Raw genomic sequence first — 14,795 nt, forward strand, 5'->3', positions numbered from 1 at the left:
GGGCGGCCCATGGCTCTGCCGGGGCACCCCGCACAGGCTTAGCCTGGCAGCAGCGTGACGAGGGAAAAAGCCTCGACGAGCGCCGAACCCATCATGGAGCCGGTCATGACGCAGACGCAGCAGGACCCCATCGATCTGCTGATCGCGATCGAGGAGGCGTTGACGACGCCGATTCGACCCGAGTACGTCGAGGGGATGGCCCCCACAAGGACGGCATCACGATGTCCCTGCTCATCCCGGACTTCTACGTCCGTCGCCGCAGGCCCAGCGAACTCGACGAGTCCTACCGCAAGGCCCACAAGGGCTGCTATCCCATCGACATGATCGCCCTGGTCGGCGAAGTGACCTCCACCAACCACGAGACGGACACCGGCCCGAAACTCCGCGCCTATGCGGCCGCCGGAGTCCCCGTCTACGTCCTGATCAACCGGAACGCGAAGACCGCCCACTGCTACACCGACCCGAACCTGCCCGGCGACGACCCCACCGAGGCGTACTACGCCGCCGAGTCCAAGGTCGACCTGGGCGAGCCCCTGCCCCTCCCGGCCCCGTACCCCACCCTGGACACGGCACCCTTCCTGGAGAACTGAGCCCGAGAGATGCGGGCAAGCCCGTCACCCGGCGTCGCCCCGTCCCCTCCGCTCAGCTCCCGTATCGAAGAACCGCTCCACATACTCGCCGACCGGCAACTCACTCTCCCGCATGAGGGAGAAGACCTCGGCACCTTCCCCCGGCTCGTCGTACATCCGGTACGCCTCGGCGAAGTCGGTGTACTCGACGCTGTCGAGGTCAGCGCAGTACTCGCGCGCCTCCGACTCCCCGCGCTCGATCGCCTCGTCGAACGACGCGGCCCGCCACAGGGTCACCCGCTCTTCGTAGACGCCGAGTTCGCGATCCCGGAACACGCATCGGACGCCGTACCAGGACAGTTCACTCATCGGCGGCGCCTCGGTCCAGGTCATCTCGAAGTATCCGACGCGTTCGTCCTGTCCGGCCGGCCGCATGCCCGCCGCCAGCATCACGCGGTGGGATGCGATGTTGTCGTGGTCGGCGTCGCCTTTCACACAGGTGACTCCTTGTGCCCGCGCGAACAGCAGCAGTCCGCGGAGCGCCTCGGAGGCGTACCCCTGTCCCTGGGCGGACGGGACGATGCCGTAGCCGATCGTCACGCTGCCGTTCGCGTCCACCGGGTTGTGGAAGCCCACGCCGCCGATCGCCCGGCCGTCCTCCCGGCGCCGGATCTCGTAGTTGCCGAACGGCTGGGGATCACCGGTGGCCGCACAGGTGCCGAGGAAGCGCCTGGCGGCGAACACGTCCCCGTCGGTGGGGTATCCGGGCGCCCATCGGTCACCGCTGCCCGGCTCGCCCGCGACCACCCGCTCGGCTTCACCGACGGTCATCGGGTGCAGCACGAGCCGCTCTGTCACAAGATCACTCATGGCAGGGAGGAGTATCACGCGGGGCGAGGGGACCGCACGGGGATTGTCCGGGCGACGCGGCTTGGTCGGGACCGCGAGGGGGACCAGGACAGCGGCCTACTCGGCATCGAGTTGATGGTCCGCCCAGACGAAGCTTTCGGGCAGCAGGTCGGTGACACGGACGGTTCGGACGCGGTCGCCTGTGCCGACGATGACCTTGAGGGAGGGGAAGTACTCGAGAAGGGCCTGACGGCACCGGCCGCACGGGGGAACAACCCCCCGGTCGCGGTCGCCCACGGCGACCATCGTGTCCAGCTCGTAGATGCCCTGCGCGGCCGCCGTGCCGATGACGACCAGCTCGGCGCAGGGGCCTCCCGTGAAGTGGTAGGCGTTCACCGCCGTGACGATCCGGCCGTCCCGGGCGCGGGCCGCGGCCGCCATGGTGTGGTTGTCGCCCCGGCAGCGCGTGCGCGCGATGTGCGCCGCGGCCTGGATGAGTTCGTGGTCGACGTGGTCGACGGGGTTGCCGTCATGGGTCTGCGTGGTCATCTTCTCCGCCTTCGTCAGGTGCCAGGCCGACGGTGACCCGAGTGACGACGGTGTGCAAGCGAATATCGGCGGTGCGCTTGTTCCGCCGGATGATGTCCGGCTGACGCAGCGGCCCAACCACCGCTCCGCCCAACCGAATTGAGGCCTACGACAGCCGGGCCTCCCCCTCGCCCTCCCCCTCGCCCAGCCCCAACTCCCCGGCCACCTGGCACAACGTCACGAAAGACGCCCCCCGCCGCAGCCCCGAAGACCCCGTGTACACCCCGCTCGCCCGAAGGTCGAGGCGGACCGTCCCCGCCCCCTCGTCGAAGGCGATCGAACCCCAGACCGTGCGGCTACGGCGGCCCGGGCGCCAGCGGAACCAGATCTCCTCGCGCCCCTTCTCCGCGGTGACGGACGCACGGCCCGACGACTTCAGGTCCGTGCGGATCCGGTCGGGCCAGCCCACCGAGGGCCGTAGCACGCGGAGTTGGCGGGTCTGGTGGGCGGCGAGGGCATCGGGGATGAGGGTGATGCCGGACGTGCGCGCCCGGTGCCGTAGCGACAGCCATGCCACGGCGGCCCATACGACGGTGACGGCGGCCCAGGCCGCGAGGTGTTCCTGTGAGGTGGCCGGCAGACCACGACCGTGACGTCACGAATCGGCCTCGGAGGCGGGGTCGTACCAGCCTGAAAGGGCCCAACGCCCCGCGCAATTGCGACAGATGGGGGGAATCCCCGCCACCCCGCTCCCACCTGCGGCTTTGCCCATCGTGACGAAGCCGTGATGCGATCACCTTCACAGGCTCAACTCATTTCCATCGCAGAGCCCCCATGCCTAGAGTCACCCCACGACGGGCCCTTGTTCTGGAGCGCAATGCCCAGGGGTCCGTTTCGAATGTGGGGACAAGAATGAGGAAACTCGCCATCGGCACCGTCCTGAGCGGTGCCCTGGCCCTGACCGGTCTGGCCGCGCCGCTCGCGCAGGCCGCGACGCCGGCCCTGGTCTTCAGCGGGGTGACGGTCAACAAGGGGAAGGCGATCGTCGTAGGGACGACCGCGACGGTGAAGGTGCCCGTCACCTACACGCTGACGCGGCCGTCCGACGTGACCATTGACTACAAGACGACCTTCGCCGGGGTCATGCTCTACCGCGGCTCGCTCGCGGACTCCGACAACGAGCTCGACGCCGGCATGGCTCCGACGTGCACGACGACCGCGTCGACGGACACCACGGTCACCGAGTCCTGCTCCGATACGATCGCGATCGACCCCGGGGACAGCCTGTACGAGACGGCCGACGCGACCACCTGGAACGTCGCCGGCGTCTACGCCCACATCGACGCCGACCTGGACGACTCGGACGAGCAGATCAGCTACTCCACCGACTTCGCGGCCTGGGGCGGCAAGGGCAAGGTCAAGATCCAGCGCGCCGCCAAGCTCACCGTCAACGCCTCCCCGGAGCCGGTGAAGAAGGGCAAGACCATCACGGTCACCGGCGCGCTGACGCGGGCGAACTGGGAGACCGGCAAGTACACCGGTTATGTGTCCCAGCCGGCCAAGTTGCAGTTCCGCGCGAAGAGTTCGAGCACCTACACCACCGTCAAGACGGTCACCTCCACCACCGGCGGTGCGCTGAAGACGACCGTGAAGGCCGCGCAGGACGGTTACTTCCGCTACGTCTTCGCCGGCACCGCCACCACCGGCGCGGCCACCGCCGCCGGGGACTACATCGACGTTCAGTAACACCGGCACGTCCCCCACCGCCCCCGCAGGTAACGAGTCTGTTGCCTCGGGGGCGGTCTCTATTGACGCCCCCTTCGCCTCGGGCTTACGTTCCTTCCACCCAATAGGAAACTTTCCTAACAGTGATCACGTGACACGCTGGGTGGTTCGAGTATTCGAGAGGCAGGTGGCGTACGACATGGCAGGAACCTCCGGTACCCCGGGCACCCCCCGCGTCCTGCGCGCCATGAACGACCGCGCCGCCCTCGACCTCCTCCTGGAGCACGGCCCGCTGTCCCGCACCCGGATCGGCAAGCTCACCGGCCTCTCCAAGCCGACCGCCTCCCAGCTCCTGGCCCGGCTCGAAGCGGCGGGGCTCGTCCTCGCCACCGGGACCAGCGAGGGGCGGCCCGGGCCCAACGCCCAGTTGTACGTGGTCAATCCGGGCGCCGCGTACGCCGCCGGGCTCGACGTCACGCCGGAGCGCATCCGCGCCGCGGTCGCCGACGTCACCGGCCGTACGGTGGGCGAGTTCGAGCTCGCCACGCCCGGCCGGCGGCCCGCTCAGCCCGTCGTACGGCAGGTCACGGACGCCCTCGACGGCGCGGTGAAAGCCGCCGGGCTCGCGCGGGACGACATCCACCGTCTCGTCATCGGCACCCCCGGCGCCTTCGACCCCAACACCGGTCGGCTGCGGTACGCCTCGCACCTGCCGGGCTGGCACTCCCCCGCGCTGCTCGACGAACTCGCCGCCGCGCTGCCGATGCCGGTGGAGTACGAGAACGACGTCAACCTCGTCGCCATAGCCGAGCAGCGGCTCGGCGCGGCCCGCGGGCACGGCGACTTCGTGCTGCTGTGGAACGAGGGCGGTCTCGGCGCCGCCCTGGTCCTCGGCGGCCGGCTGCACCGCGGCTGGACCGGCGGCGCGGGCGAGGTCGGCTTCCTGCCGGTGCCGGGCGCACCCCTGGTCCGCCAGGTGACCAAGGCCAACAGCGGTGGTTACCAGGCACTGGCGGGCTCGCAGGCCCTGCCCCAACTCGCCCGCGAACTCGGCATCACCGAGATTCCGACGGGTCCGTACGCCGAGGTCGCCGCCGCCCTCGTCGCCACCGCCGCCGACCACACCAGTGGCCCCCAGCGGCAGCTCCTGGAGATCTACGCGACCCACCTCGCGACCGGTCTCGCCTCGCTCGTCTCCGTGCTCGACCCCGAACTCGTCGTCCTCAGCGGCGGCTCGCTGTCCGCCGGCGGCGAACCGCTACGCGCCCTCGTCCAGGCCGAGTTGGAGGAGCTGGCGGCATCGCGGCCCCGGCTCGTCGTCGGCGACGTCCATGAACAGCCCGTGCTGCGCGGCGCGTTGGAAAGCGCCCTGGCAACGACCCGCGACGAGGTCTTCGACACCTCACGCTGACTCCCGCACCCCGTACTCCCCCCGCGCACCACCCCTCCCCCTCCTCGCATCCACCCCGCCCCGCCCTTGGGAGACCTTGCCATGCCCGGAATGTCCCGGAAAGCGGCCACTGCCCTCGCCGCCTCCGCCTCCATCGCCCTCCTCGCCACCGCCTGTACCGGCCAGTCCTCGTCCGGTTCCTCCGACGACGCCTCGAAGGACGTCACCATCAACTTCTGGCACGCCTGGAGCGCGGCCTCCGAGCTGAGCGCCGTGAAGTCGCTGGTCGCCGGGTTCGAGAAGGCGCACCCCAACATCCATGTGAACGTCGTCGGCAACATGACCGACGACAAGATCAACCAGGCGCTGCGCACCGGCGGCGGCAAGTCGCCCGACGTGATCTCGTCCTTCACGACGAACAACGTCGGCAAGTTCTGCTCCTCGGGCGCCCTGGTCGATCTCAACCCCTTCTTCAAGAAGGACGGCATCGACCCGGAGACGACGTTCCCCAAGGCGATGAACGAGTACACCCAGTTCGACGGGAACCGCTGCACCGCCCCCCTGCTGGGCGACGCGTACGGGCTCTACTACAACAAGACGGAGTTCAAGAAGGCCGGCATCACCAGCCCGCCCAAGACCTGGTCCGAATTCGAGGCCGACGCCAAGAAGTTGACGATCAGCAAGGGCGACTCGTACTCCCAGCTCGGGTTCATGCCGGACTACCACGGCTGGGAGACCACGACCGAGCACCTCTTCGCGCAGTTCTCGCCGACGTACTTCGACAAGAGCGGCAAGTCGGCGCTCGCCACCGACCCCGCGTTCAAAGCCGGATTCACCCTCCAGAAGAAGCTCGTCGACGAACTCGGCGGATTCAAGAAGCTGGAGAGCTACCGCTCCACCCTCGGCGACGAGTGGGGCGACAAGCACCCCTTCCACACCGGTCAGGTCGCGATGCAGCTCGACGGTGAGTGGCGGCTCGGGATGGCCACGGCCGCGAATCCCAAGCTGGACATAGGAGTTGCCCCGCTGCCCGTGCCGGACGACCAGGTCGCCCAGTACGGCAAGGGCTACATCACCGGCACGATCACCGGTATCGCCGCCAACAGCAAGAAGCAGAACGCGGCCTGGGAGTTCGTCAAGTACATCACCACGGACACGGACGCGGTGGTCGGCTTCTCCAACGCCATCCACAACGTGCCCTCCACCCTCGCCGCCCTCAAGTCCCCGAAGCTGAAGTACGACCCGCGCTTCAAGACGTTCCTGGACATCGCGTCGAACCAGTACTCGACGACAAGTCCCGCCTCCATCAACGGCGGTGTGTATCTGACGACGATCCAGAACCTCGGCTACGACTACGAGAGCGGCAAGGTCAAGGACCTCGACTCCGCTCTGAAGAGCACCGCCAAGCAGATCGACACCGACATCGCGCAGGCGAAGTAGCCCCGGAATGAGCACCATTACGCTGGCGTCGAAGCGCCGCAGGTCGGCGCTTCGGACTCTCGCCTTCATGTCGCCCTGGCTGATCGGCTTCGCGGTCTTCTTCGCGTATCCGCTGATCTCGACGGTCTATTTCTCGTTCATGCACTACGACGGCTTCAAGCCGCCGACGTGGGTGGGGACGAAGAACTGGACGTACGTCTTCAAGAACTATCCGTACTTCTGGCCCGCGATGCGCAACACCCTGTGGCTGGTCGTGGTCATGGTCTCGCTGCGGGTCGTGTTCGGGCTCGGCGTAGGGCTGTTGATCACGAAGATCAAGACGGCGACGGGCGTCTTCCGAACGCTCTTCTACCTGCCGTACCTCGCCCCGCCGGTGGCCGCGACGATGGCGTTCGCGTTCCTCCTCAACCCCGGTACCGGGCCGGTGAATTCGATCCTGGAGAAGGTCGGCATCCCGGCCCCGGGCTGGTTCAACGACCCCACCTGGTCCAAGCCGGCGCTCACCCTGCTCGCCCTCTGGGGCATCGGCGACCTCATGGTCATCTTCATGGCCGCGCTGCTCGACGTCCCCCAAGAGCAGTACGAGGCGGCCGAGTTGGACGGCGCCTCGGCCTGGCAGCGGTTCCGCTACGTGACGCTCCCGAACATCTCGCCCATCGTGATGTTCGCCGTCGTCACCGGCGTGATCCAGACCATGCAGTACTACACACAGCCCCTCATCGCCGGAAAGGTCGCGTCCGGCGTCATCCAGGGCGCCGGCACGCAGTTCGAGCCCGGCTACCCGGAGAAGTCCACGCTCACCCTTCCCCAGCTCGTCTACAACCTCGGCTTCCAGCGCTTCGACTACGGCTCGGCCTGCGTGGTGGCACTCGTCCTGTTCGCCCTGTCGATGGTGTTCACCGCGTTCCTGATGCGGCGCCGGGGCGGCCTCAATCTGGCAGGTGACTGACCATGGCCCAAGTACTCGACAAGCCCGTGGAGTTGAGGGCGCCGGTGACCCCCGCCGAGCGCGTCGCCCGCCGCAAGGCGCTCATGGAGTGGATCGCCGTCCACTCGCTCGGCGTCGCCGCGGCCCTCTTCTTCACACTCCCCTTCGTGTTCGTGTTCCTGACCTCGCTGATGAGCGACAGCCAGGCACTGAGCCGCGACCTCATCCCGCACACCTGGGAGTGGGGCAACTACAAGAAGGTCTTCGACACCCCGGGCTTCCTGACCTGGTGGAAGAACACGCTGATCTACGCCGGTCTCGGCACCGTCCTGACCGTCGTGTCGTCGATCCCGGTGGCGTACGCGCTCGCCAAGTTCCGCTTCCGGGGCCGGAATCTGTCCCTGATGCTGGTCATCTCGATGATGATGCTGCCGCCGCAGGTCGTGATCATCCCCATGTACCTGTTCTGGGCCAAGCAGTTGGACCTGTCGGGCACGCTGTGGCCGCTGATCATCCCGATGGCGTTCGGAGATGCTTTTTCCATCTTCCTTCTCCGCCAGTTCCTGATGACCATCCCGAACGAGTACCTGGACGCGGCGAAGGTGGACGGCTGCGGCGAGTTCAAGACGCTGCTGCGGGTCGTCCTGCCGATGGCGAAGCCGGGGATCGCGGCCGTCGCGCTCTTCCAGTTCTTCTACGCCTGGAACGACTACTTCGGGCCGCAGATCTACGCGTCCGAGAACCCCGGTGCCTGGACGCTGAGTTACGGCCTGGAGTCGTTCAAGGGCGCGCACCACACCGACTGGAATCTCACCATGGCCGCGACCGTGCTGGTCATGGCCCCCGTGATCCTCGTGTTCTTCTTCGCCCAGAAGGCGTTCGTCGAGGGCGTCACACTCACCGGAGTGAAGGGTTAACCACGCATGCTGTGCCTTCCCGGGGGACGCTTCCCCCAATTGCCGCTGCGCGGCGGGCCGGACCCCCGGCAGATGAAGACCGTCACCGGCGCCCGGAAGCGAGGGAACCTCCAGTGAAACTCACCGTGGTCGGCGGAGGCTCGACCTACACACCCGAACTCATCGACGGCTTCGCCCGGTTGAGGGACACCCTGCCCGTCGAGGAACTCGTCCTCGTCGACCCGGCGCCCGAACGCCTGGAGCTGGTGGGCGGGTTGGCCCGCCGGATCTTCGCGAAGCAGGGGCACCCCGGCAAGATCGTGACGACGTTCGACCTGGACGCCGGCGTCGAGGGCGCCGACGCGGTGCTGCTCCAGCTCCGCGTCGGCGGGCAGGCGGCCCGCGAGCAGGACGAGACCTGGCCGCTGGAGTGCGGCTGCGTCGGCCAGGAGACGACCGGTGCGGGCGGCCTCGCCAAGGCGCTGCGGACCGTGCCGGTGGTCCTCGACATCGCGGAGCGGGTCCGCCGTACGAACCCGGACGCCTGGATCATCGACTTCACCAACCCGGTGGGGATCGTGACCCGCGCCCTGCTCCAGGCCGGCCACAAGGCGGTCGGGCTGTGCAACGTGGCGATCGGCTTCCAGCGGAAGTTCGCCGGACTCCTCGGGGTCACCCCGGCCGATGTGCACCTCGACCATGTGGGCCTCAACCACCTCACCTGGGAGACCGGTGTGCGGCTAGGCGGTCCCGAGGGCGAGAACGTCCTGCCCAAGCTGCTCGCCGAGCACGGCGACGACATCGCCGCCGACCTGAGCCTTCCACGCGAACTGCTCGACCGGCTCGGCGTCGTCCCGTCGTACTACCTGCGCTACTTCTACGCGCACGACGAGGTCGTACGGGAACTCCGTACGAAGCCGTCGCGGGCCTCCCAAGTGGCCGAGATGGAACGGAACCTGCTGAAGATGTACGCCGATCCGGCGCTCGACGAGAAGCCCGCGCTGCTCGCCAAGCGCGGCGGGGCCTATTACTCCGAGGCCGCTGTCGACCTGGCCGCCGCGCTGCTCGGCGGGGGCGGGAGCCCCTACCAGGTGGTGAACACGTACAACAAGGGCACGCTGCCGTTCCTGCCGGACGACGCGGTGATCGAGGTGCAGGCCGCCATCGGCGCGAAGGGTCCGACTCCGCTTCCCGTGGCCGAAGTCGACCCGCTGTACGCGGGGTTGACGGCCAACGTGACGGCGTACGAGGACCTCGCCCTGGAGGCCGCGCTGCGCGGTGGCCGGGACCGGGTGTTCAAGGCGCTGCTCTCGCATCCCCTGATCGGCCAGTACGAGTACGCCGAAGCCCTGACCGACCGACTGATCGCGCACAACCGGGAGCACCTCGCGTGGGCCTGACCGCAAGTGTCCTCGCCGTCGACGCGGGCAACAGCAAGACCGACGTCGCGGTCGTGGCGGCCGACGGAGAGGTCCTCGCCACGGCCCGCGGCGGCGGGTTCCGGCCCCCGGTCGTGGGCATCGAGACGGCCGTGGACAACGTCGCGGAAGCCGTCGCCCGCGCCTTCGCGGACGCGGGGGTGAGCGCGGTCGAGCATGTGTCGGCCTGTCTCGCCAACGCCGACTTCCCCGTGGAGGAGGAGCAGTTGGCCGCCGCGCTGCACGCGCGCGGGTGGGGCACGAGTGTGGAGGTGCGCAACGACACGTTCGCGGTGCTGCGGGCGGGCATCCCCGAGCCGCGCGGCGTCGCCGTCGTGTGCGGGGCGGGCATCAACTGCGTCGGCATGCGGCCCGACGGCCGTACCGCCCGCTTTCCGGCGATCGGCCGTATCTCCGGTGACTGGGGCGGTGGTTGGGGCCTGGCGGAGGAGGCCCTGTGGCACGCGGCCCGCGCGGAGGACGGGCGCGGCGGCCCCACGGCCCTGGCGCGTACGCTCCCGGCGTACTTCGGCCTGGACTCGATGTACGACCTGCTGGAGGCCCTGCATCTCGAACACGTCGCGCACCGTCGCCGGCACGAGTTGACGCCGGTGCTGTTCGCGACGGCGGTGGACGGCGACCCGGTGGCCCGCTCCATCGTCGACCGGTTGGCCGAGGAGGTGGTGGCGATGGCGACGGTCGCGCTGACCCGCCTGGAGCTGCTCGACGAGGAGGCGCCGGTGCTGCTCGGCGGCAGCGTCCTCGCCGCCCGGCATCCCCAACTGGACGACGGTATAAGGGAGTTGCTGGCTGCCCGGGCGCCCAAGGCGGTGGCCACGGTCGTCACCGCGCGGCCGGTCCTCGGCGCCGTCCTGCTGGGCCTGGACCATGTGGGCGTCCCGGCCGAGGCGCATGCGCGGGCCAGGGGGTACTACGAGCACTGACACCCGGGAACCGAACAGATTCCCACGGCGTATTCATGGACAAGGGGGCGGTGCGGGGCGTTGTGTGGTGCCGGAAATCCGGTGCTCACGCTGCGATCCGATCAAGATCCAGTGAAGGCCCGTGCGGAATGTCAGTCCTGGCGGCGATACTTGCGGCGACGGGATGACCCTGGGGGAGGTCAGCAGTGACAGAACCGCCGAAGACGAGTACGGCACCACCGGGCACCGCCGTGCCCACGATGCCGGTGCTGCCGCCGCAGCCGGGCCGCCCGGGGGCGCCCGCGCCCCGGCGTACGCCGGACGCGACACCCGTGCGCCGTACGGCGCTCGCCGAGGGTGTCGACCAACTGCGCGCGGCCGCCACCACCGAGCCGGGGCGGCTGCGGGCCATCGGCGCGCTGCTGGCCCTGCTGGTGGTCGCGTTCGGCGTGGTCACCGCCTGGCAGACCGACAGCCGGGCGACGGCGGCCGGTGACGTGCTGCACCACAGCCAGCCGCTCACCTCGGACGCGGCGGACATCTACCGCTCGCTCGCCGACGCCAACACGATGGCGGCCACCGGTTATCTGGCCGGTCTGCAGGAGTCCCCGGCGACCCGCAAGCAGTACGAGCTGGACATAAAGACGGCCGCCGCGAAGCTCGTCACCGCCGCCGCCAACACCGACCCGGGCTCGTCGTCCGCGACCACCATCAGGCAGCTCAACGAACTCCTGCCGCAGTACAAGGGGTTGGTCGAGTCGGCCCGCGCCAACAACCGGCAGGGCTTCCCGGTGGGCGGCGCCTATCTGCGCGCCGCGAACACCACCATGCAGAAGCAGATGCTCCCGAAGGCCCAGGACCTCTACAAGAACGAGAACGAGCGGCTGAGCGCCGACTACGGGAACGCGACGCCGTACCCGTGGTTCGCGATCGCCCTCGGGCTCGTCGCGCTCGGCGGTCTGGCCTGGGCCCAGCGGCGTAACTACCAGCGCACCAACCGGGTGCTGAACCACGGCCTGGTCGCCGCCTCGGCCACCACCGCGGTCGTGCTGCTGTGGGTGGTCGTCGGCCACACCGTCGCCCGCGCGGGCCTGAACGACTCCTACGACCACGGGGTCAAGTCGCTCAACGTGCTGCACGACGCCCAGATCGCCTCCCTGAAGGCGCGCAGTGACGAGAACCTGATCCTGGTCAGCCGCGGCGCGGAGACGAAGACGCTCGCGAACGACAAGGTCGTGGACGCCTACGACTGGGGATACGACCAGGAGATCGCCGCGCTGGGCAAGGGCCTGAAACTGGCCGACTCGCTCGCCGACGACTCCGCGGGCCGCGAGCCGGTCACGGTCGCCAACAAGTCCATGCAGACGTGGAAGTCCCGCCACGACCAGGTCAGCGACGACAACAACGACGGCAACTACCAGGCCGCCCGCCAAGGTGTCATCGGCGACGGCGAGTCGACGGCTGAGTGCTTCACGTCGGTGGACGACTCGCTGGACCTCGCTCTACAGCACGAGGCGAAAGAGTTCAGGCAGTCCGCCGGTGACGGCCTGGACGCGATGACCGGCCTCACCGTGGGCGCCGCGGTGCTCGCGGTGCTCGGTGCGGCCGGCGCCGTCCTGGGCATCGGGCGCCGGCTGTCGGAGTACCGGTGAAAGGGGGCGTGACGATGCGGGCACGGAGTGACTTTTTTCGCCGCCTGAGCGCTGTACGACGTGTGCGGGCCGGTCTGCGGGGCTGGGGCGGGGTGGGTGCGATGGCGGTCGTCTGCGTCCTCGCGCTCGCCTTCGTCCTGCTGCTGCCGCTCACCCAGTCACGCGGGGAGGCCGGCGCGGACCTCGGCGTACAGCGCACGGCCCAGGGCATCCAGGCCAAGGCCGCAAAGTGCCAGGAGAGCACGGTCCAGGACCAGAGCCCGCCCCCGTCGGACGCCGACGGCAGCACGATCAGCGCCATCAAGGAGCGCGGCTACCTGAGTGTGGGCGTCGACCAGAACAGTTACCGGTGGGGCTACCTCAACCCCAACAGCTCCGGCGAGCTGGAGGGCTTCGACATCGACCTCGTGCACGCCATCGCCAAGAACATCTTCGGCAGCTCCTACAGCCCGAGCCAGGTGCATCTCCTGGCCATCCCGACCGACCAGCGCGTCCCGGCGCTCCAGAAGAAGCGCGTCGACATGGTGGTCCGCACCATGACGATCACCTGCGGCCGGCTCGACGACGTCGCCTTCTCCGCGCCGTACTTCGTCACCGGCCAGCAGGTCCTCGCCCCGAAGGTCTCGACGATCAAGGGCTACAACGACACCCTCGCCCACAAGAGGATCTGCTCGGCGAAGGACTCCACGGCGTACAAGGCTCTGCTCGCGGACAAGGGCCACAAGATCCCCGCCACGGTCACCATCCTGGAGCCCGTCCCGAACCAGCTCGACTGCCTGGTGAAGCTCCAACTCGGCCAGACGGACGCGGTGGTGACCGACGGCGCGCTCGCCGCGAGCCAGGCCGCGCAGGACCCGACGGTGGAGCTGAAGGGCGCCCCCTTCACCACCGAGTACTACGGCGTGGCCATGAACAAGTCCGCCACCGACCTGGTGCAGCGGGTCAACCGAATACTGGAGACCTACCGCACCAGCACCGGCGCCGACGGCTGGCACGCGTCCTACACGAAATGGCTGCTGCCCACCCTGGGCGAGAACTCACCGTCCGCCGACCCGCCCGCCCCGCACTACAAGTGACAGACCGTCAACTACCGAACGACACAACGGACTTTCCACGGCACACAACGCAGCGAGAGGTGATCGATGGGCGTCACGGGACCCCCCGGGCCGGTAATGGACCGGGACGAGGTGGACCGTGCGCTGGCGCGGCTCGGCGCGGAGCACGAGGCCATCGAGACCTCGCTCCTCGCCCTCCAGGACCACGCGGGCCGCAGACTCCTCGAAGGCGCCGAGCTGACCGGGACGACCAAGGAGCGCTGGGCGTCCACGGACGCGGCGATCACGCTGCTGTGGGCGTACTTCGACGCGTACACGGACGCGTTCCACGCCGCCCAGAGCATCCGCTCCCGGCGCCGCTGGTCCAGCCGTGAGGACCTGGTCGAGCTGACGGAGCTGCTGCGCGGCGAGTCCGTCACGGTCGCCGGATCCACCACGGCGACGGCCAACATGCCGACGCTGACCGGCGGTTCGAGCAAGCTGAGCCACCAGTACTCGCTGAGCGCGCTCGTCGACGAGATGAACGACCTGTACGCGAACTCCCTCGACATGGTCGTCACGTCCGACGCGGTGTGGTCGGCGCTGCCCGCCCGGATCGATTTACTGGCCGCGGAGTTGCGGCGCACCCGCCAGCTCGCCCACTCCGTCGGCGTCCGCCCGGGCGAGCACCCGGCGGGCGACGACCTGGAGCGCATCACGCGCGTGCTGACCGACCTGCGCGAGCGCGTGGTCTCCGACCCGCTGGCCTTCTGGGTGCGGGCGCAGGGCAGTTCGGCCCCCGGCGGCGGCCGGCCCGACACCACGGTCTACGACCGGGAGGCGCGCGCCCTGGAGGACGTGCGCCGCGAGATCGACGCCGTACTGACCGTCCGGCAGGACGCGGAGGCGCGGCTGGTGAAGCTGCGGGACGTGCTCTCCCGCGCGGACCGTACGCTCGCCGAGGCGCGCACCGCGCGCGGTGAGGTCCTCGCGAAGATCGCCGCCACGGAGGTGCCGGTCGTCGGCGGACCGCCGACCGTGCTGCAGGAGCAGTTGTCGACGGCCGCCGAGTACCGCAGACACGCCCAGTGGCACCGTTTGTCGCCGCTCCTGGAGTCCCTGGAGCGGAAGGCGGAGGACGAACTGCTGCGCGCCCGCGAGTCGTTGACCGCGGTGACCCAGCCGCTGGCGGTCCGCGCGGAGCTGCGCGGCCGCCTCGACGCGTACAAGGCGAAGGTCGCCCGGCACGGTCTCGCGGAGGACCCGCTGCTCATCGAGCGGTACGACGCGGCGCGCCGCATGCTGTGGAGCGCGCCCTGCGACCTGCGTGTCGCCGAACAGGCGGTGCTGCGCTACCAGCACGCCGCCGCCGAGCAGTTCAACGCCCCGCGGACGCAGCCGCAGGGCGGTCCCGAGGACCAGAGGGGGCCGGGCGCGTGAGTG

13 protein-coding genes and 1 pseudogene are annotated in these 14,795 nt (G+C 69.4%); 11 read left to right on the forward strand and 3 right to left on the reverse strand.

Features of this window, described 5'->3' with window-relative positions; all coding sequences use genetic code 11:
• Nucleotides 1–221 precede the first annotated feature (221 nt).
• Entirely contained in the window at nucleotides 222–590 is a 369-nt protein-coding gene (locus OG223_RS19280; RefSeq protein ID WP_329249928.1) for a Uma2 family endonuclease, read from the forward strand.
• Between the two features lie 357 nt (nucleotides 591–947).
• On the opposite strand, the pseudogene OG223_RS19285 reads toward OG223_RS19280, so the two are convergent.
• The 3 genes and pseudogenes from OG223_RS19285 to OG223_RS19295 all read right to left on the reverse strand — a co-directional run.
• Nucleotides 948–1,439: pseudogene (locus tag OG223_RS19285) on the reverse strand (GNAT family N-acetyltransferase); the annotation flags it as partial.
• A 96-nt stretch (nucleotides 1,440–1,535) separates the two neighbouring features.
• Nucleotides 1,536–1,967: a cytidine deaminase family protein gene (locus OG223_RS19290; protein WP_329249930.1), complete on the reverse strand. Its 432-nt coding sequence runs from the start codon at nucleotides 1,965–1,967 to the stop codon at nucleotides 1,536–1,538.
• Between the two features lie 145 nt (nucleotides 1,968–2,112).
• The gene (locus OG223_RS19295) at nucleotides 2,113–2,523 is read right to left on the reverse strand and encodes a hypothetical protein (RefSeq protein WP_329249933.1); all 411 of its coding nucleotides are present in this window, start codon (nucleotides 2,521–2,523) and stop codon (nucleotides 2,113–2,115) included.
• Nucleotides 2,524–2,858: 335 nt separating this feature from the next.
• Between OG223_RS19295 and OG223_RS19300 the strand changes: the two genes are divergently transcribed.
• From OG223_RS19300 to OG223_RS19345, 10 genes are all read left to right on the forward strand, one after another.
• Nucleotides 2,859–3,692 (forward strand): hypothetical protein, encoded by an 834-nt coding sequence (locus OG223_RS19300; protein ID WP_329249937.1) that lies wholly within the window; start codon nucleotides 2,859–2,861, stop codon nucleotides 3,690–3,692.
• Nucleotides 3,693–3,870: 178 nt separating this feature from the next.
• The gene (locus tag OG223_RS19305) at nucleotides 3,871–5,082 is read left to right on the forward strand and encodes an ROK family transcriptional regulator (protein ID WP_329249940.1); all 1,212 of its coding nucleotides are present in this window, start codon (nucleotides 3,871–3,873) and stop codon (nucleotides 5,080–5,082) included.
• Nucleotides 5,083–5,163: 81 nt separating this feature from the next.
• Nucleotides 5,164–6,501 (forward strand): ABC transporter substrate-binding protein, encoded by a 1,338-nt coding sequence (locus OG223_RS19310; RefSeq protein WP_329249943.1) that lies wholly within the window; start codon nucleotides 5,164–5,166, stop codon nucleotides 6,499–6,501.
• A gap of 7 nt (nucleotides 6,502–6,508) precedes the next feature.
• Nucleotides 6,509–7,450 carry a carbohydrate ABC transporter permease gene (locus tag OG223_RS19315; protein ID WP_019065641.1) on the forward strand — a complete coding sequence of 314 codons (942 nt, stop codon included), beginning with the start codon at nucleotides 6,509–6,511 and terminating at the stop codon, nucleotides 7,448–7,450.
• Nucleotides 7,451–7,452: 2 nt separating this feature from the next.
• Nucleotides 7,453–8,346: a carbohydrate ABC transporter permease gene (locus tag OG223_RS19320; RefSeq protein WP_329249947.1), complete on the forward strand. Its 894-nt coding sequence runs from the start codon at nucleotides 7,453–7,455 to the stop codon at nucleotides 8,344–8,346.
• 113 nt (nucleotides 8,347–8,459) lie between these two features.
• Nucleotides 8,460–9,725 (forward strand): 6-phospho-beta-glucosidase, encoded by a 1,266-nt coding sequence (locus OG223_RS19325; protein ID WP_329249950.1) that lies wholly within the window; start codon nucleotides 8,460–8,462, stop codon nucleotides 9,723–9,725.
• Nucleotides 9,716–10,687 carry an N-acetylglucosamine kinase gene (locus OG223_RS19330; protein WP_329249953.1) on the forward strand — a complete coding sequence of 324 codons (972 nt, stop codon included), beginning with the start codon at nucleotides 9,716–9,718 and terminating at the stop codon, nucleotides 10,685–10,687. Before OG223_RS19325 ends, OG223_RS19330 begins: the two co-directional genes overlap by 10 nt.
• 185 nt (nucleotides 10,688–10,872) lie before the next feature.
• Nucleotides 10,873–12,318: a hypothetical protein gene (locus OG223_RS19335; RefSeq protein ID WP_329249956.1), complete on the forward strand. Its 1,446-nt coding sequence runs from the start codon at nucleotides 10,873–10,875 to the stop codon at nucleotides 12,316–12,318.
• 101 nt (nucleotides 12,319–12,419) lie between these two features.
• Nucleotides 12,420–13,394: a glutamate ABC transporter substrate-binding protein gene (locus OG223_RS19340; RefSeq protein ID WP_329249959.1), complete on the forward strand. Its 975-nt coding sequence runs from the start codon at nucleotides 12,420–12,422 to the stop codon at nucleotides 13,392–13,394.
• Nucleotides 13,395–13,460: 66 nt separating this feature from the next.
• The gene (locus OG223_RS19345) at nucleotides 13,461–14,792 is read left to right on the forward strand and encodes a hypothetical protein (protein WP_329249962.1); all 1,332 of its coding nucleotides are present in this window, start codon (nucleotides 13,461–13,463) and stop codon (nucleotides 14,790–14,792) included.
• The last annotated feature ends 3 nt before the right edge of the window (nucleotides 14,793–14,795 follow it).

Origin of the sequence: Streptomyces sp. NBC_01478 (assembly GCF_036227225.1) — a bacterium.
GTDB lineage: Bacteria > Actinomycetota > Actinomycetes > Streptomycetales > Streptomycetaceae > Streptomyces.